Raw genomic sequence first — 20,696 nt, 5'->3', positions numbered from 1 at the left:
CGGCCGCCCGCCGAGAGCGGCCGTCAGTGGGGCTGGGCGTCCCGCACGCGCGCGTGGGGCGCGTCCTCGGGGCCCTGCGCGTAGGTCGTCGGACGGATCGTCAGGGCGAGCGCGAAGGCGAGGGCCGCCGCCGTGCACGCCGTCGCGAAGGCCGCCGTGGGCCCGTGCGACTCGGCGAGGCGTCCGGTGACGGCGACGGCCAGGGCCTGGCCGCCGACGAGGGCGCTGGTCGCGATCGCCATGGACTCGGCCAGCCGGGACGGCGCGACGGCACGCTCCAGGAGGCCGAAGACGGTGATCAGGTGCGGGGCGTAGGCCACGCCCAGGACGGTGACGACGGCGTACAGGCGGGGCAGGCCGGTCGTGCCGAGCAGCGGCAGGGAGAGCGCGAAGGCGGCGCCCGTCGCGAGCCGCCAGCGGGTCCTGGCACCGACCCGGTCCGGTACGGCGGCCATGGCGAACCCCGCGGCGGCGCTCATCACACCCATGGCGGCGTAGACGAGCCCGGCCTGGTCCTCCTGTCCGAGCCGGTCGGTGAGCGCCGTGATCCCGGCCTGGCAGGCGCCGAACATCGCGCCCTGGAGCGCGAGGGCGGTGAGCAGGGCGGGCACACAACGGGGCATCGGGGCGCGCGGGGGACGCGGCCGGCTCCGGCCGCGCTCCCCGCGCGCGGGGGCGACCGCGCGCGCCGACGGGTGCAGCGCGAAGCCGCTGCCGCAGACCGCCACGAGCACCGCGGCGCCGCCCATGGCGTAGGCCGGATGGGCGAACACCGCGGCCAGTCCGACGAGCGCCGGGCCGAGGACGAACGACAGTTCGTCCAGGGTGCTCTCGAAGGAGAGCGCGGCGCCGACCGTCGCCTCGGGGGCGCCCGCGCGGCGGGCGAGGGCGACCAGGCGGGTGCGGGCCAGCGGGCCGACGAGCGGCACGGTGGCACCCGCGACGGCCCCCAGGAGGGCCAGCACGGGGGCGGGCAGCCCGGCGAGGGCGCCGGTGACGAGCGCGGCCACGGCGAGGGCGTTGGCGAGCGAGAACGCGAGCACCACCGTCCGCTGGCCGCGCCGGTCCGCGAGCCGCCCCACCAGCGGCCCGCAGGCCACCTGGCCGAGGGCGAGCGCGCCACCGGTCAGGCCGGCCGCGCCGAGCGAACCGCTCGTGCGGGCGACGAGCAGCACGCTGCCGAACTGGACGGTGGCCGTCGGCAGCCGCCCCAGGAAGGACACGCACGGCAGCAGCGGCCCGGTCAGGCCGATCACCTGGCGGTAGGTGTCCCGGGTGCGGCGCCGTTCCGGCGCCCCGATCGTCCCCATCGCTCGAACCTAGACACGCGTGCGTGATCCGGGCAGAGGTGGATGACACGAAAGACGGTGAGCGGGGTACGTAGGTTCCCATGACTTCTGCGCGATCCGGACCGGCGGTGCCCACGGCCACCTACCGGCTGCAGCTCCAGCCCGCGTTCCCGTTCGCCGCCGCCGCCGCGGCCGTCCCCTACCTGGCGTCGCTGGGCGTCTCCCACCTGCACCTGTCCCCGGTCCTTGAGGCCGTCCCGGGCTCCCCGCACGGCTACGACGTCGTCGACCACACGCGCGTGCGCGCGGAGCTGGGCGGCGAGGAGGGGCTGCGCGCGCTCGCGCACACCGCGCGGGAGCACGGACTGGGCCTGGTGGCGGACATCGTGCCCAACCACATGGCGCTCGCGCCGCAGCACAACCCCGCCCTGTGGGACGTGCTGCGCGAGGGCCCCGCATCGCCGTACGCGCGCTGGTTCGACATCGACTGGGAGGCGCAGGGCGGCAGGCTGCTGCTGCCGGTGCTGGGCGGCCCGGTCGGCGCGGAACTCGCGCACCTGGTGGTCGACGGCGACGTGCTGCGCTACCACGACCACGCCTTCCCGCTCCGCGCCGGCACCGCGCGGCTGCCGCTGCCCGAGCTGCTGGACGCCCAGTGGTACCGGCCGGTGTGGTGGCGGCTGGCCCGCACCGAGCTCAACTACCGGCGGTTCTTCAGCATCTCGGAGCTGATCGCGGTGCGGGTCGAGGACCCCGGGGTGTTCGACGCCACCCACGGCACGATCCTGCGACTGCTGGCGGACGGTGTGCTCGACGGGCTCCGGATCGACCACCCCGACGGGCTCGCCGACCCCGACGGCTATCTCGCCCGGCTCGACGAGGCGACCGGCGGGCGCTGGACGGTCGTGGAGAAGATCCTGGCCGACGGCGAGACGCTGCCCGCCTCCTGGCCCGTCGCCGGCACCACGGGCTACGACGCGCTGCGGCACGTCGACGGCCTGTTCACGGACCGCACCGGGGCCTACGAACTGCTGGGCCGGTACCGGGCGTTCGCGGCGCCGCAGACGGACCGGGGCGGCAACTGGGAGGCCACGGTCCGGCGGGCCGCGTACAAGGTGCTCACCCATGAACTGGCCGCCGAGACCGACCGGCTCACCCGGGTGGCGGCCCGGCTGTGCGCCACCTCGCCCGACCTCGCGCTGCGCGACCGCGCTCCCTGGGCGCTGCGCACGGCCGTGGAGGAGCTGCTGGTGAGGATGCGCGTCTACCGGCCGTACGCCTCCGGTGACGCCGCCACCGTGATCACCGAGGAGGCCGCCGAGGAGGCCAGGCTGGCCTTCGTGGTGCCGGAGGAGGCCGAGGCCGTCGGCATCGTGCGCCGGCTGCTGGTCGAGCCGCCCGGCGACGCCTCGGCGCCGGATCACGCCGACCGGGTGGAGTTCCGCACCCGGTTCGCGCAGACGGCGTCGGCACTGCGCGCCAAGTCGGTGGAGGACACGGCGTTCTACCGCTATGTGCCGCTGCTGCCGGCCACCGAGGTGGGCGGCGATCCGGGCAGCCCGGGCGTGTCCCCGGAGGACTTCCACGCGTACTGCGCGCGCGTGCAGCGCGACTGGCCCCTCACCGGCACGGTCGTCTCCACCCATGACACCAAGCGCAGCGCGGACGTGCGGGCCGCGGTGGCCGTGCTCACCGAATGCCCGGACCGCTGGGCCGCCTTGGTGTCCGAGGTGACCCGGGCCGGGGAGGGCGTGCCGGACGGGCAGCTGGCCTGGGCCGCCTGGCAGACGGTGTTCGGTCTTGGCCCGGCCGAGGAGGAGCGGGTCCGGCAGGCGCTGCTGAAGCATGTGCGCGAGGCCGGCATGTACACCAGCTGGACCGAGCCGGAGGCGCCGTACGAGGAGGCGGTGGCGGCCTTCGTCGGCTCCGGGCCGTGCGGGGCGCCCGGTGAGCGGGTGGCCGCGCTCCGCAAGGCGCTTGACCCGCACGTACGGGCCAATGTCCTCGGCACCGCGCTCGTCCATCTGACGATGCCCGGGGTGCCGGACCTGTACCAGGGCACGGAGGGCGAGTACCGGGCGCTGGTGGATCCGGACAACCGGCTGCCGGTGACGTTCCCGCCGGCGGCGCCCGGCGAGAAGGACGCGCTGACGGCGGCGGCGCTGCGGCTGCGCGCCCGCCGGCCGGACGTCTTCGGCCCGGACGCCTCGTACGAGCCGCTGCACGCCGAGGGCGAGGCGGCCGGGCACTGCCTGGCGTTCGCGCGCTCCGGCGCGGTGGTGACGGCGGTGACCCGGCTGTCGCTGCGGCTCGCCGACGCGGGCGGCTGGCGGGAGACGCGGCTGCCGCTGCCGCCCGGCCGGTGGGCCGACGTGCTCGCGCCGGAACGGGAGTTCACCGGCCACGCGCGCGTGAGCGACCTCTTCGACCGGTCGCCGGTGGCGCTGCTGGAGCGGGTCGGGGAGGGGGAAGGGGCAGAGGGGTGAGCGGGCCGCGGGCCGAGGGAGCGGGGCGGCCCGGCGGGCCCCGGGCCCCCGGCGGGCGGCTCAGCGGGCCGGCGCGGCCGGCCGCGCGCACTCCTCGTACGGCCCTGGGGCCCTCAGGACGGGCCAGGTGGCGCGCAGGAGGTCCACGAAGGCCCGTGCGGCCCCGGTGGGCCGCACGCGCGCGTAGACCGCCAGAGAGCGCTTCCAGGGCGGGTCGGGCGCGGGGACCACACAGTCCTCGCCGACGGCTCCGCGCACGCTGCGGGCGGGCGCGGTGCACACCCGCGACGGTGCACGGCCGGGGCGGCCTGGTGAAGGTCGCGGCCAACGCCGCGGCGGGCAGGTGCTCGGCGTCCACCTGGCCGGCCCGAAGGTGTCGGAGATGATCGCCGAGGGCCAGCTGATCGTCGGCTGGGACGCCGAGCCCGCGGACGTGGCCCGTCATGTGCACGCGCACCCCACGCTGTCGGAAGCGGTCGGCGAGGTGTTCCTGACCCTCGCGGGACGCGGACTGCACCAGCAGTGAACCCCTGACGCGCAGCGGGCCGCGCACCAGCGGGCGCCCGCGTCCGAGCGCCCCCGGGAGCCTCCCCCGCCGCCCGCTTGACAGTTCCCCCGTCCCGTGCGGGACTGGGAGGGCGAAGCCGGGCGGACAAGTCGGGGGGTGAGTCCTCTGCCGGAGCTGCGCTATCCCAGCGTTCTCGAACTGGTCGCCTCCGCGCGGGCGTTGGCCGCTCAGGAACCCGGGCTGTGCAGACTGCGCCAGGTCGGCGTCTCGCGCGCGGGAAGACCCCTGCACCTGCTGTCGGTGGGACACGCCCGCCGTGCGGTGCTGGTCGTCGCCGGCGCCCACGCCAATGAGCCGACGGGCGGTTCCACCCTGCGGGTGCTCGCCGAACGTGTACTGGCCGAACGGGAGTTGCGGACGGGCACCTCCTGGCACTTCCTGCTGTGCGCGGACCCGGACGGCGCGAGTCTGCATGTCACACCGGCGCCGCGCAGCCTGCTCGACTACCACCTCGGCTTCTACCGGCCGACGGGCGCGGAGCAGCCGGAGTGGTCGCCGTCGGTGCTGCCGCCTGACCGGCTGCCGCCCGAGACCCGGGCGCTGACCGCGGTGATCGACGAGGTCCGCCCCTACCTCCAGGTGACCCTGCACGGCACCGATCTGGGCGGCAGCTGGGTGCAGCTGACCAAGGACGTGCCGGGCCTCGCCGAGCCGTTCGCCAAGTCCGCCGCCGAGCTGCACATCCCGGTGGAGACGGGGGCCTCGGACGCGGCGGGCTGGCCGGCCTCGGGCCCCGGGGTGCATGTGATGCCGGGACCGGAGACGGGCGTGGCCTACCCGAGCATGCCGGACGACGCCCGGCACAGCACCTGGTACCACGCGCACCGGTACGGCGGTCTGACGGCCGTGGTGGAGGTGCCGATGTGGGCCAGCGATCTGGTGGACGACCCGGCTCCGCACCCGGCGCCGGCGGCGGCCATGCGGCGCCTGGCCGCGCGCCTGCTGCGGGACGCGCGCCAGGTGGAGGGGGTCCTCGCCGAGGCGCTCCCCCGTCTCGAAGGCGCGGACGGGCCGCTGCTGCGGGCCGCGCGGTGGGCGCTCGAGCTGATTCCCGGCCTGGCCGAGGACTGGGTCCACACGTCCCCGGCGGGCACGACGATGGCGTACGTCGGCAGTGTGGACGCCTTCGGCCGGCGGCTGCCGCTGCGGGCCGCGGCCATGCTGCTGCGGGTGCTGCGGGAGGCGGACGACCGGGCGGCGCCCGGCCTTGAGCAGCTCGTCGCCGCCTGGTGCGACGCCTTCGCCGAGCGGTTCCGGGCCCGCTGGGTGCCGTTGGAGAACCAGGTGGAGCATCAGTCCCGGACCGTGCTGGTGGCGGCGCACCAGGCGCGCGAGCGGGCGGCGTGAGGGGCGTGAGAGGGAGGTGTGAGCGGGCGGCGCGGGCGCGCGAGCGGCGCGGGCGCGCGAGCGGCGCGGGCGCGCGAGCGGACGGCGCGAGCCGTCGCCGGCCCCCGCCGCCCGTCATGGGTCCTCGGCCCGTCATGGGCCCCAGCCCGTCACGAGCCCCCGGCCCGTCATGGGCCCTCGGCCCGTCACGAGCCCCCGGCCCGTCACAGGCCGCCGGTCAGCCGTCCACGGCGAAGACGTGTCCCGTGCGCGCCTTCATGACGCAGGCGCTGGTGTACGTCTCCTTGAAGTCGACCGACCGGCCGTTCCACCGCCCGCGCGCGTGGACGGTCACCGGGGCGTAGATCATCGTGCAGAAGACCTTCTCGGCCGGGATGCGGCCGATGTCGCCGCCGGCGGAGGTCAGCTCGGAGCACGCCTCGGTCGCGTGCCGGTGCCCGGCGGGCGGGTTGCACAGCAGCAGCGTGCCGCTCCCGTCGCTGGACCTGGCGTCGCCCCTGTCGATCGTCAGATAGAGCCAGTTGCCCGGGATCGCGGCGCCGGAGGTCGCCTGGGCGGGGCCGGCGGTGAGGAGACCGACGGCGGTCAGCAGGGCGCCTGCCGCCGCTGCCGCTCTGGTGATGTACGTCATGCCCGTTGCATCGGCACGGAATGCCTTCCTCCGCAGTGCGGCTCACCCGTTCGGGACAGCACGCGCGCGTGGCCGGTCGTCCGTTCGAACAGGACCGGCCAGGGGTCTCAGCCCGTCGCGAGCCGGAACGCCACGCGGCCGAAGGCCACCTGGTCGCCCTCGCGGACGACGACCGAGCCGATCACCCGGCGCCCGTTGACGGTGGTCCCGTTGGTCGAGCCCACGTCCCGGAGGACCCACACGCCGCCCTGGCGGCTGAGTTCGGCGTGCACCCGGGAGACGGTCTCGTGGTTCAGGCGCAGCCCGTTCGCCGGGTCGCGGCCGATGCGCAGCGGGTGGGCGCGGTCGGGGTGCGGCAGCAGCAGCTTGGGCAGTCGCTCGGCCTGCCAGGCCCGGCGCAGCCGTACGGTGAACCCGGAGACCGCCTCGACGCCGCCGAGGACCGCGCGGGAGAAGCGGTTCTCCTTGGGCAGGTCGGCGACGAGCGCGGCGAGTTCGTCGGAGCGGCGCGCGGCGAGCGCCAGCTCCATGCGGCGCACGAACGTGTCGTGCGAGAGCCGGCCCATGGCGACGCCGTCACGGAGCACCTCAAGCGCCTTGTCGCGCTCCGCGTCGGACAGGCGCGCGGGATAGGTGGAGAACTCGAAGGACGACGTCACGTCTGTGATTGTCGGGCAGTGGACCCCGGGTGTCCAGAAAGCACGGAATCGGTTCCCGGGTGCGGGTACTTCCGCGACACCCGGCCGGCAAAGAGCCGATTCGAAAGCGGATTGATCGGCCGGGGCGGCACGATGGAGGTGCGGGACAACACGGTGAGCAGACGAAGGGGAACCGTCCGTGCAGTTCGAGGTGTGGGCACCGCAGGCAGACCGAGTGACGCTCCATTGCGAGGGCACCACGCGCGCGTTGGCGCGCGATCCCGCGCGCGCGGGCTGGTGGACGGGGGAGGCGGAGGCGGCCGACGGCGCGCGGTACGGCTTCGCCCTGGACGACGGCCCCGTGCTGCCCGATCCGCGTTCGCGCCGCCAGCCGGACGGCCCGGACGGGCCGAGCGCGGTCGTGGACCACGAGCGCCACGCATGGCGTGCCCGGTGGGCGGGGCGCGGGCTGCCGGGCGCGGTGCTGTACGAGCTGCACGTGGGCACGTACACCCGCGAGGGCACGCTGGACGCCGCTGCGGGCCGGCTCGAACACCTGGTGGAACTGGGCGTGACGCATGTGGAGTTGATGCCGCTGTGCCCCTTCCCGGGGCGGCACGGCTGGGGCTACGAGGGGGTGTCGCCGTGGGCGGTGCACGAGCCGTACGGCGGCCCCGAGGCGCTCAAACGCTTCGTCGACCGGGCGCACACGCTCGGGCTCGGTGTCGTCCTGGACGTCGTGCACAACCACTTGGGTCCTTCGGGCAACCATCTGCCCGCGTTCGGGCCGTACTTCACGGACACCCACCACACCCCGTGGGGTGCGGCGGTGAACCTGGACGCGCCCGGCTCGGACGAGGTGCGGGACTTCTTCGTGGGCAGCGCGCTGGCGTGGCTGCGGGACTACCGGATCGACGGGCTGCGGCTGGACGCGGTGCACGCGCTGTGCGACACGCGTGCGTGCCACTTCCTGGAGGAGCTGTCGGCGGCCGTGGACGGCCTGGCCGAGGAGGTGGGAAGGCCGCTGTTCCTGATCGCCGAGTCGGACCTGAACGACCCGCGGATCATCACCCCCCGCGCGGAGAACGGCCTCGGCGTGCACGCGCAGTGGAACGACGACTTCCACCACGCTTTGCACACCGCGCTGACCGGTGAGTCCCAGGGCTACTACGCCGACTTCGCGCGGGACCCGTTCGCGGCGCTCGCCAAGACGCTCACCGGCGGCTACTTCCACGACGGCGGCCTGTCCGGCTTCCGGGGCCGCCGGCACGGCCGGCCGCTGGACCGCGCGCGCGTGGCCGGGCACCGGCTGCTCGGCTACAGCCAGACCCACGACCAGATCGGCAACCGCGCCCAGGGCGACCGGCTCACCGCGCGGCTGTCGCCCGGACTGCTGGCCTGCGCGGCCACGCTGACGCTGACCGCGCCGTTCACCCCGATGCTGTTCATGGGCGAGGAGTGGGCGGCGAGCACGCCCTGGCAGTTCTTCACCGACCACACCGATCCCGAGCTGGCCGACGCGGTACGGCGGGGCAGGCGCCGGGAGTTCGCCGCGCACGGCTGGGCCGAGGAGGACGTGCCGGACCCGCAGGACCCGGCGACCCGGGACCGGTCCTGCCTGGACTGGTCGGAGCCGGAACGCGAGCCGCACGCGCGCGTGCTGTCCTGGTACCGGCGGCTGACCGCGCTGCGCCGCTCCCAGCCCGACCTCACCGACCCGGACCTCGCCGACACGAAGGTGGCGTACGACGCGGACGCCCGCTGGCTGGCCTTCCGGCGCGGCGACGTACGGGTGGCGGTGAACCTGGGCAAGGAGCCCGCGGCGATCCCGCTGGGCACCGGCCGCGTCGAGGTCCTCGCGGCCTGGGACCCGGTGACGGCACCGGGCCCGGACGGGCTGCTCCAGCTGCCCGGAGAGTCGTGCGTGGTGCTGGTGCAGCCCTGACGCGACGGGCGCCGGCCGCTACGGTTCCGGCTCGCCGTCCTTGAGGTCGGTCACCCGCTCCAGCATGATCGGCTCCCAGACCCGCCCCAGCTGGGTCCGCAGCAGGGTCGGGGAGCCGCCCGTACGGCCCTCCAGCCGGTCGGTGAGGCGCAGGACGGTGTCGCAGCGGGCGAGCCACAGGCCGCGCAGACAGGGGCGGGCGCCGTAGCCGGCGAGGGTGGCGGCGCGGACGGCCGCCGGGGAGCCGACGGCGACGGCGAGCCCGGCGATGTCCTCGGCGGGGTCGCCGAGGACCGCGGCGGTCCAGTCCAGGATGCCGCGCACCCGGCCGTCGGCGCTGACCACCACATGGGCGCCGGTCAGCCCGTGGTGGGTGAGGACCGCGGTACCGGACTGCGCGGCGAGCTGGGCCGCGCCGGGCGGGGTGAGCTGGTGCAGCCGGGCGGCGTCGAACTCGTCGGCGGCGGCCAGCCGTTCGGCCGCGTGCACGGCCATCCGGCGCAGCGCCTCCAGCGAGCGCGGGGCGGTGCGCGGCACGCCGAGCGCCTCGGCCTGGCGGACCGGAACCGCGCGCAGCCCGCCGAGCAACCCGGCGAGGTCGGCCTCGCCGACGGCGGAGACGTCGTACTCGTCGGCCGTGCCGCCGGGCACCCGGGTGTCGAGGGTGTAGGCGAGGCCCGGGGCCCAGTCGCCGTGGGCGACGCTGACCGGGACGGCGACGGGCACCAGCGGGCGCACCAGGTCGCGCAGGCGCAGTTCCCGGCGGCGGCGGACGGACGCCTCGCGGTCGGGCGCGAGGCGCAGCACATGGCGGCCGCCGATCCACCAGGTGTGCTCGCGGTCCTCGGACACGGGCCGCACATCGGGTCCCCCGGGGCCGTCGCCGTCCTCCTTGAGCAGCGAGCGGACCAGTCTGCGGACGGTGTCCGCGGTGGGTGTCGGTGCCTGGGTCATGGGTCGCCTGGTAGCCGTTCCGGGATGGCGTCGAGGGTGTGTGTCTCCTGGTCTCTCAGTCCACTATGACCATCTCACGGGTGGTGTCGTTGAGGCGGCGGCCGCCGTCCTCGGTGACCGTGACGATGTCCTCGATGCGCACGCCGAAGCGGCCGGGCAGGTAGATGCCGGGCTCGACGGAGAAGCACATGCCGGGCACGAGCGGCTGCTCCTCGCCCTCGATCATGTACGGCGGTTCGTGCGTGGTGACGCCGATGCCGTGCCCGGTGCGGTGGATGAAGTACTCGCCGTACCCCGCGTCGGTGATCACCGCGCGGGCGGCGCGGTCGACGTCCTGGCAGGCCGCCCCGGGGCGCACGGCCCGGAAGCCGGCCTCCTGCGCGGCGCGCACGACGTCGTGGACCCGGCGCTCCTCCTCGGTCGGCTCGCCGACGTGGACGGTGCGGGTGGTGTCGGAGCCGTAGCCGTCCTTCAGGCCGCCGAAGTCCAGGACGACCATGTCGCCGTCCTGGATGACCCGGTCGCCGACCTCGTGGTGGGGGTTGGCGCCGTTGGGGCCCGAGCCGACGATGGTGAAGTCGACCTGGGAGTGGCCGAAGCGGCGCAGCAGGGCGGCGAGGTCCTGGCCGACGTCGGACTCCCGGCGGCCGGCGAACGGGACCTTCCGGATCGCCTCGAACGTCGCGTCGGCGGCGGCGCCGGCGGCAGCCAGGAGCTCCAGCTCGGCCGCGTCCTTCACCGCGCGCAGCATGGGCAGGGCGTCGGTGAGGGCGGCGTAGGAGGTGCCCGGCAGGGTGCGCTGGAGGCCCAGCAGGTGCAGGGCCCAGGTGTTGTCGCTGATGCCGTACCGGCCCCGGGCGTCGAGGAGGGCGGCGGTGACGGCGTAGGGGTCCTTGCCGTCGGTCCAGTCGCGCAGGGTCAGCGCGGCGGCGCCGGCGGCGTGCCCGGCGTCCGGGGCCTCCAGGGCGGGTACGACGAGCACGGGGTCCCGGCCGGGCGTGAGGACCAGCACGGTCAGCCGTTCCGTGACCGCGGTGGGCGTGTAGCCGGTGAGCCACACCATGTCCGGTCCCGGGGCGACGAGCAGTCCGGCGAGGCCGGCGTCGGCGGCGGAGCGCGCGGCACGCTCCATACGGGCCCTGTAGTCGGCGGCGGTGAAGGGCGCAGACGTGGTACCGGTCATCCGGGCCTCCGGGCGCGGGTGAGGAAACGGGGCGATGGCGTCTCGGGCAGCATCCTGCCCGCCCGGGCGGGCCCGCGCGAGCCGGTCGGCGGCACCGGCGCTCCGCGGTCCGCGTTCCAGGGGCTCGGCACGGGCCCATGATGGCGCGCGGGGCGGACGGTCACCAGCGGGTTTCCTGACGCGTACGGGGTAGGGCGCGGGTCAGGTCACCACGCCGGGGGTCACCGTCAACTGCTGGTATGCGCCGCCGCTGTGGCGGACGGTGAGGAGCACCGCCGTGCCGGGGCGGGCCCGGGCGACGGCTCGGGCGAGGTCGGCGGCGGTGTCGACGCGGGCCGTGCCGAACTGCAGGACGACGTCCCCGCGGACCAGGCCGGCCGCGTAGCCGGGTCCGGGCACGTGGACGCCCACCAGCAGCGCGCCGGCCTTCTCGGCGTCGACGGCCTCCACGCCCATGCTCACTCCGGGCGGCGCCGGGGTGGAGGCCGGAGCGGCCGCGGGGGCGGTCCGGCCCGGCGGGGCGGACGGCGGTGCCTGGCCTTGCAGCTCGGCGAGTCTGCTCATGCCGATCACCGAGGCGCCGACCGTGCCGATGCCGACGCCGGAGAGCACCAGCACGGTGCCGGCGCACACGCCGAACACCAGGGTCCGCAGCCGCCGTCCGCGCCGCCGGGCCGCGTGCGGGCGCCGGGCGGGGCCGGGAGTGTCCTCGGTACGGCGGTCCTGACCGGGCATCGGCTTGGGACGCAACGCAGTCTGTTCCATGGTTCGCTCGCCTCCGGCTGTGCTCTACCCGGGGCGGCGGGCCGCGACGAGACACGAAAGGATGAGACTGGCCGAAGGGTGGCGGAGGGTAGTCATTGCCGTCGACCCGGCGCCCTCCCCTTCCGTCACCGGCGTGCGCCGGCTCCCGCCGGCGCAGCGCGGGGCGGAAGGCGCCGCCGCCGGAAGCGGCGCGCAGCCGGGCCGGCGGAACTGCCCGCGCCGGGCGCGTCGGGCCGGCGGGCGCCGGTGCACGCCGCCGTGGCGCGAGCCGGACCGCCGGGCGGGCGGGTGCTCCGCGGGCAGCGGGACGCGCGGGCTCCCCGGCGACGCCGCGGCCGGCCGGGGGGGCTGCGTCGGGCGGTCGCAGCGGACGGCCGGGCGGGGCGACCCCCGCCCGGCCGGTGCCGCCCGGCCGTGCCGCTCGGCTCAGCCCGTGTGGCCCCCGCCGTGGCCGCCGTGCCCGCCGTGCGCCCCGCCGTGGTCGAACTTCATGGCCTCGGGCGGCATGACGACGAACGGGCGCATCATGCCCATGTCCTCGTGCTCCAGCAGGTGGCAGTGGTACATGAACCGGCCGTACGCGCCGTCGAAGCGGCCCATGATCCGCAGCATCTGGTTCCCCGGCACCCGGAAGACGTCCTTGTAGCCGCGCTCGTTGGGCGCGAGCGGTATCTGCGTCCCCGCGTCGTACCGGATCGGGGTGCGGGTGCCGCCGGCCTCCGGGTCGAAGCCGGAGATGTCGTAGGCGTCCCGGCCGAGCAGCTGGAAGTCGGCGAGATGGACGTGCATGGGGTGCTCGATGGGCACGAGGTTGAGGAAGCTCCACTGCTCGTAGCTGCCCTCGGCGATGGTGAAGCCGAGCCCGTCGTTGAACGTGCGCGCGGTGCGCCGGTACGTCCGCGTGGTGCCGTCGGGCCCGGTGATCTGGACGATGCCGTCGGCCGGCAGAGTGAGCCCCGCCGGGTCCTCGACCTCGGCCATCTCCCAGATCTCCGGGTGCCCGCCGCCGCCCTTGGTGCCGAGCGGGGTGAGCAGGATCAGACGGTGGCCGTGCGGGATGTCGTGGGTGATCCGGCGGAAGGAGCCGGAGAGCACCTCGGGCAGTTCGAAGGTGTCCTCCTCGCAGCTCTCCCCGACCCGGAACTCCAGCACGTCCGGATACGCCACGTCACCGACCGGATCGGCCACCCCCGCCGGCCGGCCGGCGCCCTTGTTCACCAGCCGCAGGGTCCGGCCGGCCAGCGCGCGGAAGTCCACCAGCAGGTCGAAGCGCTCGGCCGGCGCGGCGGTGAGCGCGGGCAGCTCGGTGCCGAAGTCGACCGGCACCGGGCGCGGCAGCAGGCCGCCGTCGCTGCCGATCTGGTGCATGACCCCCGGCACCGGCTCCCCGTCCTCGTCGATCAGGACGAAGTTGAAGGTGCGCGCGTTGGAGGCGTTGACCAGCCGGAAGCGGTACCAGGCCGGGTCCACGTCGGCGTACGGCCAGATACGGCCGTTGACGGTGGTGTACGGGCCGGAGAACGGGATGGTGACCGACTTCCCGGTCTCCGGGTTGCTGTCCTGGATGATCACCGTCTTGTGCAGCAGCCTGCCGTTGAGGCGGCCGTCCTCGTCGGTGTCGAGATTGCGGTCGGCGACGAGGAGCGGGATCTCCCGCTCGCCGGAGGGCAGCCGGAGGGCGTCCTCCTCGTCGTCCCGGACGAGGTAGGTGCCGTACAGGCCCGTCATCACGTTCCACCGGGTGATGTTCATCGCGTGGTCGTGGTACCACCACTGCACCGCCTGGTGGTCGTTCGGGTACTCCGACAGCTGGGCGTCGCCGTAGCCGACGGCGTTGTCCGTCCAGCCGTCGTTGCCGCCGCCGGTCTGCGCGCCGTGCAGATGCGTCACCGTCCAGGCGGGCAGGGCGGCGACGTCCTTGTTCGGCTCGACGCCCTCGCGGCCGGGCTCGGTGGTGGCCTGCGGCTGCCCGATCGTGCGCAGCGGCACCTCCACGGCGGTGACCGGGTACTCGCTGTCCCTGGGGATGCGGTTGGTCCAGGCGATACGGACGCGCTGCCCGCGCCGCACCTCGATGGTCGGGCCCGGCACCTGTCCGTCGTAGCCCCACATCAGGGTCGGCGGCAGTTGCGGGTGTAACCGCACCCAGGTGGGGCGCAGGGCGATCTCGGTCTCGCGCAGGACGTCGTCCGAGGCGGGCCGCAGGACCGGCGGCACGGTCAACGGCTGTGCGTAGGGCGTCAGTTCGTTCGGCTGAGGCGCCTTCTCCTCGGCGGTCTCTCCGGTGAGCCTCTGGAGCAATTCGGACATGGTTGCACACCCCGTGTGTGTTCTGCGGCCTGTTGTTCCCTTTGCTCCGCAAGACACCTGAGGGCTCACCGAAGTTCCCTGAACGACCGATTCCGTACGCGGAGATTCCGAAACCGTCAGCGCAGTGACAGAACCGGCACGGCGGGCAGCTGGTGCGGCACGAAGCCGTGGGCGCGGCGGCCGAGCCACTCGGCCTTGTAGCGGTCGACCTCCCGGTGCCAGTTGAGGATCCCCGCCAGCCAGTTGCGCAGGTCGTCCACATAGGCGTCCATGACCGCGCGCGCCTCGGACGACAGTCCGAAGTCGTCGTACAGCACCGGCAGTTCGTGGGCGGTCACATGCTCGAACTGCTGCATGCGCTGGGTGATCAGATCGTGCACGACGGCGAGCGCGGCCGGGTAGTCCACGCCGAAGAAGTTCTGCACGACCAGGATGGCGTTGTGGACCTCGCCCTCGTACTCGATCTCCTTCTGGTACGAGAAGACGTCGTTGAGGAGGCAGGCGTAGTCGATGGCGGCGTTCTCCAGGGAGCGCACCGGACCGCTGGCGTACAGCTCGGCCGGGATCGCGGGGCCGTGGCCCATCCGGCACAGGCTCAGGGTGAGGTCCGAGCCGAAGGTGGAGCGCCGCATCTCCAGGTAGTCGACCGGGTCGGGGACACGGTTCTGCAGCTGGTTGGAGAGTTCCCAGACCCAGCTCTCCGTCATCTTGTCCACGGCCGTCTTGAGGGTGCGCCGCTGGCCGGCGGTCATCCCGGCGGTCGTACGGGTCCACAGGTCGATCAGCCCGCGTTCCATGGCGTTGCCGGGGACCAGGGTCGTCACGCCCTCGACGGGCATGCAGTCCGACAGGCGGGCCGTGGTCAGCCGGGCGGCGGCCAGGTCGCGGCGGTGGCCGTACACCAGGGGGTAGTAGTCGTCGCCGTAGGTGCCCCAGGCGAGCCAGTGGGCGCTGAGGTCGAGGGCCTCGGGGGTGGCGTCCGGGTCCAGCCCCGCGGAGCACAGGGCGAGGTCGGCGGCGGCGAGCCGGTCCTCGTCCCAGACTCCCTCCTGGAGGATGCCCATCCGGTGGCACCAGTCGGCCAGCCCGCTGCGGGACCGGTCGAGATGGGGGCTGAGCTGGAGCTCGAAGGGCATGTAGAAGTCGGGGATGCGGGACGGGCCGACCTTCTGGTAGGGCACGTGGGAGTGGGCGCGCAGCCGGTCCTGGGCCGCCGCGGCGAGGAGCGCTCCGACGTCGGCTGCGGACGTGCCGGGGCCGCTCGGGAGCTGCCAGGGCGAGTCGGACCGCGCGCCCTTGTTCATGTAGCGGCTGGAGCGCATGTGCCATTCGTGGCCGCCGGACTGCCAGTCCTGGAGGCCCTTGGTGTAGGCGGCGACCGCCGCGACCTCGCCGGGGGTGAGGCCCTTCTCCAGGGCGACGGCGGGGACCTCGGTGAGCGCGGTGTGCTCGAACTGGTGCAGACGGGAGGTGAGGACGTCGTTGACCGTCTCGGCGGCCTCCTGCGTGGTGCAGCCGAAGAACTTCTCCAGGACCAGCACACCGTTGCTGTTCTCGCCCTCGTCCTCGACCTCGCGCTGGTAGGAGAACAGGTCGTTGCGCAGATGGACGGCGTCGGAGAAGGTCTCCATGAGGACGCGCAGCGGCCGGGTGCGGGCGACGGAGGCGGGCACCTCGGCGGTCGCGTACTCCACGAGCCCCGCCGACCAGGGGGCGCCGCCCACCTTGCGGCGCATCTCGATGTACTCGACGGGGTTGGCGATCCGCCCCTCGTTGATGTTGGACAGCTCCCACATCGACTCGTTGAGCAGATGCTCGGTGGCGACGGAGAAGCGGCGGCGCCAGTCCAGGGACATCGCCGGCACCGTGCGCGCCCACAGGTCCTTCAGCCCCGCCTCCACGGGGTTGCGCGGTTCGGGGACGGGTGCGGCGGGGTCGAGCGGCATGAACAGCGGCAGGCGGTCGAGGTGCGCCTTTCCGGCGGCGCGGTCCGGGGTGCGCTTGAACATGTCGAGGAAGTGGTCGTCGAAGAAGAACACCCACACGTACCAGTCGGTGATCAGCGAGAGGTCGGGCCCGTCGCAGTCGGGATGGGTGTAGGCGCACAGGAGGCCGTAGTCGTGCGCCTCCAGGTCGGCCTGGTCCCAGATCCCGGAACCCTCCAGCATGCCCATCTCGCGTGCCCACGCGGTCGAGTGGGCGCGCGCCTCCTCCAGGTGCGGGTTGAGCCGCGCGGGATACGGCATGTAGAAGTGCGGGAGTTCGAACGGCTGCGTCATGGCCGGGGCCCTACCCGTGGTCCGGGAGCCGCATCCGTCCGGCTGCACATGATCACACCATCGCGTGAACCGTCCCCGAAACGTGGAACTCCGGCGGGTTGTTGTGACGTTGGCGCTCTTGCCGGGTCCGCGCGCGGGGGGTCACGGTAGGCGCATGACCTCCTTCGAGCTGCCCCATGAGGTGCACGGCGACGGCGCCCACAAGGTGTTCGCCGTGCACGGCTGGTTCGCCGACCGGTCCGCCTACGCGGCCGTCCTGCCGGACCTCGACCGTACGTCCTTCAGCTACGCCCTGGTCGATCTGCGCGGCTACGGCGAGGCCCGGGACGCCACGGGCGAGTTCACGACGGCGGAGGCGGCCGTGGACCTGGTGCGGCTGGCCGACCGGCTGGGCTGGGCGCGGTTCTCGGTGATCGGGCACTCCATGGGCGGCGCGGTGGCGCAGCGGCTGCTCTCCGCCGCCCCGCACCGGCTGCGCCGGATCGCGGGCGTCTCGCCGGTGCCCGCCTCGGGCATGCCGATGCCCGGCGAGCAGGCCGCGCTGTTCGCGGACGCGGCGCACCGGGCGGCCAACCGGCGCACGATCATCGACGTCACCACCGGCGGCCGGCGGCCCGCCGCCTGGCTGGACCGGATGGTCGCCCGTTCGCTGGAGCGCAGCGACGCCAAGGCGTTCCGGGCCTGGCTCGACTCGTGGGCGGGCGACGACTTCAGCACCGCTGTCGAGGGCAGCGAGGTGCCGGCGCTCGCCGTGGCCGGCGCGCTCGATCCGGCGCTGTCGCCCGAGGTCATGCGGCAGACCTGGATGTCCTGGTATCCGCGCGCCGAGCTGGCGGTGCTGCCCGGCGCCGGTCACTACGCGATGGACGAGACGCCGCTGGACCTGATCCGCGCGGTCGAGGACTTCCTGCGCGCGGACGACGCGGACGGCACGGGCGGCGCGAGCGGCACGGACGAGTCGGTCGCGACGGACGGTGCGGGCGCGGGCGGTCCGGCGTGAGCCTGCGCGCGGCCCCGGCGGTGCCGGACGTCTTCGATCCGCGCCGGTACGCCGCCGGGGTGCCCTACGACGACTACCGCGTCCTGCGCGACCACCACCCGGTGGCCTGGCAGGAGGAGCCGGAGGTGCTGGGCTGGCCGGCCGGCCCCGGGTTCTGGGCGGTGACCCGGCACGCGGACGTCGTACACGTGCTGAAGGACGCGCGGACGTACTCCTCGTACGCCGGCGCGACCCAGATCCGCGACCCCGATCCGGAGGATCTGCCGTTCATCCGGCGGATGATGCTCAACCAGGATCCGCCGGACCACGGGCGGTTGCGCAGGCTGGTGAGCCGGGCCTTCACACCGGGGCGCGTCGACCGGTTCGCCGCGGTCGCCCGGGAGCGGGCGCGGACGCTGTTCGCGGGCGCCCTGGCCGAGGCGCGGGCGGGCGACGGGACGGTCGACCTGGTGGCCGCCGTCACCGACGAGTACGCGCTGCTGAATCTGGCGGATCTGCTGGGGGTCCCGGAGAGCGACCGGGATCTGCTGCTGCACTGGACGCGGCGGGTCATCGGCTACCAGGATCCGGACGAGGCCGGTCCGCCGGAGCTGGACGGAACGGGCAGGCCGGTGAATCCGCGGTCCCCGGCGATGCTGCGGGACATGTTCGCCTATGCCGAGCAGCTGGCCGCGCACAAGAGGCGGCATCCGGCCGACGACATCATGACGACTCTGGCCGGCGACCCGGAACTCGCCGACGCCGAACGGGAGATGTTCTTCTTCCTGCTCACCGTGGCCGGCAACGACACCGTGCGCAGCGCGGCACCGGGCGGGCTGCTGGCGCTGGCCGAGCATCCGGAGGCGTACGCGACGCTGCGTTCCGGACGGGCCGGGGTGCCGTCCGCCGTCGACGAGCTGCTGCGCTGGCACCCGCCCGTGCTGACCTTCCGGCGGACGGCCGTGCGCGACACCGAGCTGGCCGGCCGCGCGATCCGGGCGGGCGAGAAGGTCGTGGTGTTCCATGCCTCGGCCAACCGCGACGAGCGTGTCTTCGCCGGGCCGGACCGGCTCGACCTCACCCGCTCCCCCAATCCGCACGTCTCGTTCGGGGACGGCCCGCATGTGTGTCTGGGCGCGCACTTCGCCCGGCTGCAGCTCCGGCTGCTGCACGAGCAGGCGCTGCGTGTGCTGCCGGAGCCGCCGCGCCCGGCCGGGCCCGCCGGGCGGCTGGTGTCGAACTTCATCAACGGCGTCAAGTCACTGCCGGTGCGCCTCGTCTGACGGGTCGGTCTGGATCAGCGCGTGGGTGCCGCTCGTCCGCCAGCGCTGTCCCTCGGCCGCCGTCAGAGCGGCCTCGGTGGCGGCGGACAGACCGGTGATCACCTCGGACTTGAGGGTGCGCAGCGCGGCGACCGGGCCGGGGAAGTACCCGGTCGTCCGCCGAAAGGGCGTGGTGGGCGGCCAACGCCGGTCGCCCACCAGCCGGCGGTAGTTGAGGTCGCCCTTGACGATGGTCAGCGTGGCCGCCGCGAAATCGGCGCGCAGGTCGTCCGGCATCGCGGAGTACGGCAGCGGGGCGCAGGAGAAGGGGTGCGCGCGGACCGTGAGCCGGCCGTCGGCCATGGCCGACCAGAGCACGTTCCCGAACGCGGCGGCGGTGCCGGAGGCCGCGCGCAGCCGGTGCAGGGCGTCGACCACATCGGCGGTGGTGGCGTCGGAGACGTAGTACGGGTACGGCTTGACGTGCAGGACGGCGCGCGCGGTCCGGCCGGTGGCGAGGAGGTGGGCGATCAGCAGCAGGTCGGGGACGAGTTCGCGGCCCGCGTTGTCCGCGACGAGGACCAGTGTGCCGGTCCCGGCGGGCGGCAGCAGCGACCACAGCGTCTCGCTGTCGTCGGCGACGAGCGCGGAGGACGGCTCGCCGTCCGCGCCGTCCGCGGCGGAGAGCCGGAAGCCCAGGTCGGCGCGGTTGCCCCACAGTGAGCCGTGCAGCAGGGCGCGGGCCCGCTCCTCCTCCGGCAGATCGCGCAGGCCGTCCAGGGCGGCCAGTTCCTCGTCGGTCTCCGGGGCGTCGAGTTCGGCGCGCTTGAAGGGGCGGAAGGGGTCGACGCCCTGCCAGGCGCCGGGGCCGAACCAGCCGACGGCGCCGAGCAGCCGGCGGTAGAAGTAGCTCTCGGACCACAGCCAGGGCACGTCGTACCAGGACTGGCCGGTGTGGCCGGCCAGCCCCCAGTCGTCCCACCGGTCCCGGTCCGGGGCGTCGGCGGGCAGCGGCCCGATCACCCCTTCCGTGCAGTTCTCCAGCAGTTCGTCCAGCGCCGCGTGCTGCCCGGGGCCGTACGGGAACGCGTCCCGTACCTGCCGGATGATCGCGGGGTGCCGCTCGGCCAGCACGCTGTACGGGAACGAGCCGGGTTCGTTGCCGAGGAGCACGGGCGCGGAGGGGGGTTCGGGCATGCCGGTCACGGTATCGCGCGCATCAGCCGGCTCGGGTTCTCCCGCTCCAGCTGCGTGGCGAGGGTGACGTAGCGGGGGCGGCGGTGCACCGGGACGAGGCCGCGGATCATGAGGTGCCACATCTCGGCCACTCTGCGCGGCAACCGCGCGACCGGCTCCAGCGAGCGGCCGGCGACCCGGGTGCCGATGAAGAAGCAGACGAGGGAGTGGGCCGCCGCGCCGGCGTCCAGATCTCCGTGCACATCCGCTTCCCTGACGGCACCGCCGAACTTCCGCGTGGCGAAATCCTGCCACTCGGTGAACGGATGCCGCAGCGGGGCACGCACGGTGATGTCCGCGGTGGCCAGGCGGAGTCCGGCGCGCGGCACGGGGTCCTCCACGGCGAGCCGGGCGAGCCCGAACGTGGTGCGCATCAGGGCTTCGAGCGAGGTGCAGCCACGGCCCTCCACCTCGGCCACGAGCTGCTGCGTGGCCCTGGCCTGCAGTTCGAGGATGGCCTGGGCCAGGTCCTGCTTGGCGGCGAAGTGGAAGTACAGGGCGCCCTTGGTGACCTTCGCGTGTTCGACGATGTCACTCAAGCTCGTGCACTCATAGCCATACCGGTCGAACAGGTCGGCCGCGGCCGTGATGATCGTTGCCCGGGTCTGTTCAGCGCGTAGTTGCCTCGCCATCCTGGACCCCTCCTCGCACCTCAAAACCAACAGGACATGCGGTTTGTTTTTGACCCCTCGCATACGATAACTCACCCGGCGGCCACGGGAGTCCGATGCATGCCACATGGGGGGTACGACACGTGTCACCTGCCGGGTCGGCATCGATGAACACCCTTTGTGAGCAGCGAAGATCACAATATTGCCCCCTTC

General features: G+C 74.3%; 16 protein-coding genes and 1 pseudogene. 6 read left to right on the top strand and 11 right to left on the bottom strand.

The window, feature by feature from the left end:
• Positions 1–23 precede the first annotated feature (23 nt).
• On the bottom strand, positions 24–1,310 hold the full coding sequence (locus ACF073_RS06155) for an MFS transporter (RefSeq protein ID WP_392067163.1): 1,287 nt from the start codon (positions 1,308–1,310) through the stop codon (positions 24–26).
• A gap of 80 nt (positions 1,311–1,390) precedes the next feature.
• Here ACF073_RS06155 and treY point away from each other — a divergent pair, with 80 nt between their 5' ends.
• The gene (treY, locus tag ACF073_RS06150; RefSeq protein ID WP_392067162.1) at positions 1,391–3,775 is read left to right on the top strand and encodes a malto-oligosyltrehalose synthase; all 2,385 of its coding nucleotides are present in this window, start codon (positions 1,391–1,393) and stop codon (positions 3,773–3,775) included.
• A 60-nt stretch (positions 3,776–3,835) separates the two neighbouring features.
• Here the strand turns inward: treY and ACF073_RS06145 are convergent, their stop codons facing one another.
• Positions 3,836–4,057: a hypothetical protein gene (locus ACF073_RS06145; protein WP_392067161.1), complete on the bottom strand. Its 222-nt coding sequence runs from the start codon at positions 4,055–4,057 to the stop codon at positions 3,836–3,838.
• An 8-nt stretch (positions 4,058–4,065) separates the two neighbouring features.
• Between ACF073_RS06145 and ACF073_RS06140 the strand changes: the two are divergent.
• Together ACF073_RS06140 and ACF073_RS06135 are read left to right on the top strand one after the other, a co-directional pair.
• A pseudogene (locus ACF073_RS06140) lies at positions 4,066–4,301 on the top strand (dihydrolipoyl dehydrogenase); the annotation flags it as partial.
• A gap of 138 nt (positions 4,302–4,439) precedes the next feature.
• Entirely contained in the window at positions 4,440–5,690 is a 1,251-nt protein-coding gene (locus tag ACF073_RS06135) for a M14 family zinc carboxypeptidase (protein WP_392067160.1), read from the top strand.
• Positions 5,691–5,907: 217 nt separating this feature from the next.
• Here ACF073_RS06135 and ACF073_RS06130 read toward each other — a convergent pair whose 3' ends face one another.
• Entirely contained in the window at positions 5,908–6,321 is a 414-nt protein-coding gene (locus ACF073_RS06130) for an SSI family serine proteinase inhibitor (RefSeq protein ID WP_392067159.1), read from the bottom strand.
• A gap of 107 nt (positions 6,322–6,428) precedes the next feature.
• Complete coding sequence (locus ACF073_RS06125) at positions 6,429–6,980, bottom strand: FHA domain-containing protein (protein WP_392067158.1); 552 nt, start codon at positions 6,978–6,980, stop codon at positions 6,429–6,431.
• A 178-nt stretch (positions 6,981–7,158) separates the two neighbouring features.
• Here ACF073_RS06125 and treZ point away from each other — a divergent pair, with 178 nt between their 5' ends.
• Positions 7,159–8,904 carry a malto-oligosyltrehalose trehalohydrolase gene (treZ, locus tag ACF073_RS06120; RefSeq protein WP_392067157.1) on the top strand — a complete coding sequence of 582 codons (1,746 nt, stop codon included), beginning with the start codon at positions 7,159–7,161 and terminating at the stop codon, positions 8,902–8,904.
• An 18-nt stretch (positions 8,905–8,922) separates the two neighbouring features.
• Here the strand turns inward: treZ and ACF073_RS06115 are convergent, their stop codons facing one another.
• The 5 genes from ACF073_RS06115 to cyc2 form a co-directional block, all read right to left on the bottom strand.
• Complete coding sequence (locus ACF073_RS06115; protein ID WP_392067156.1) at positions 8,923–9,858, bottom strand: aminoglycoside phosphotransferase family protein; 936 nt, start codon at positions 9,856–9,858, stop codon at positions 8,923–8,925.
• 55 nt (positions 9,859–9,913) lie between these two features.
• The gene (locus tag ACF073_RS06110) at positions 9,914–11,041 is read right to left on the bottom strand and encodes an aminopeptidase P family protein (RefSeq protein WP_392067155.1); all 1,128 of its coding nucleotides are present in this window, start codon (positions 11,039–11,041) and stop codon (positions 9,914–9,916) included.
• Positions 11,042–11,242: 201 nt separating this feature from the next.
• Positions 11,243–11,806, bottom strand: coding sequence for a PDZ domain-containing protein (locus ACF073_RS06105; protein ID WP_392067154.1), 564 nt, complete (start codon positions 11,804–11,806; stop codon positions 11,243–11,245).
• Positions 11,807–12,232: 426 nt separating this feature from the next.
• Positions 12,233–14,116, bottom strand: a complete 1,884-nt coding sequence (gene phsA, locus ACF073_RS06100) for an O-aminophenol oxidase PhsA (protein ID WP_392067153.1) — start codon at positions 14,114–14,116, stop codon at positions 12,233–12,235.
• 116 nt (positions 14,117–14,232) lie between these two features.
• Entirely contained in the window at positions 14,233–16,395 is a 2,163-nt protein-coding gene (cyc2, locus tag ACF073_RS06095; protein WP_392067152.1) for a germacradienol/geosmin synthase Cyc2, read from the bottom strand.
• Positions 16,396–16,549: 154 nt separating this feature from the next.
• Here cyc2 and ACF073_RS06090 point away from each other — a divergent pair, with 154 nt between their 5' ends.
• The gene (locus tag ACF073_RS06090) at positions 16,550–17,395 is read left to right on the top strand and encodes an alpha/beta fold hydrolase (protein WP_392067151.1); all 846 of its coding nucleotides are present in this window, start codon (positions 16,550–16,552) and stop codon (positions 17,393–17,395) included.
• Entirely contained in the window at positions 17,392–18,657 is a 1,266-nt protein-coding gene (locus ACF073_RS06085; RefSeq protein WP_392067150.1) for a cytochrome P450, read from the top strand. Before ACF073_RS06090 ends, ACF073_RS06085 begins: the two co-directional genes overlap by 4 nt.
• Here ACF073_RS06085 and ACF073_RS06080 read toward each other — a convergent pair.
• Positions 18,634–19,833 (bottom strand): damage-control phosphatase ARMT1 family protein, encoded by a 1,200-nt coding sequence (locus ACF073_RS06080; protein WP_392067149.1) that lies wholly within the window; start codon positions 19,831–19,833, stop codon positions 18,634–18,636. The two genes, ACF073_RS06085 and ACF073_RS06080, sit on opposite strands and share 24 nt — an antisense overlap.
• A 5-nt stretch (positions 19,834–19,838) precedes the next feature.
• The gene (locus tag ACF073_RS06075; RefSeq protein ID WP_392067148.1) at positions 19,839–20,504 is read right to left on the bottom strand and encodes a ScbR family autoregulator-binding transcription factor; all 666 of its coding nucleotides are present in this window, start codon (positions 20,502–20,504) and stop codon (positions 19,839–19,841) included.
• Between the last annotated feature and the right edge of the window lie 192 nt (positions 20,505–20,696).

Source organism: Streptomyces sp. NPDC015171, assembly GCF_043079545.1.
Taxonomy (GTDB): Bacteria; Actinomycetota; Actinomycetes; order Streptomycetales; family Streptomycetaceae; genus Streptomyces.
This window is presented reverse-complemented; position numbering and strand designations above follow the sequence as displayed.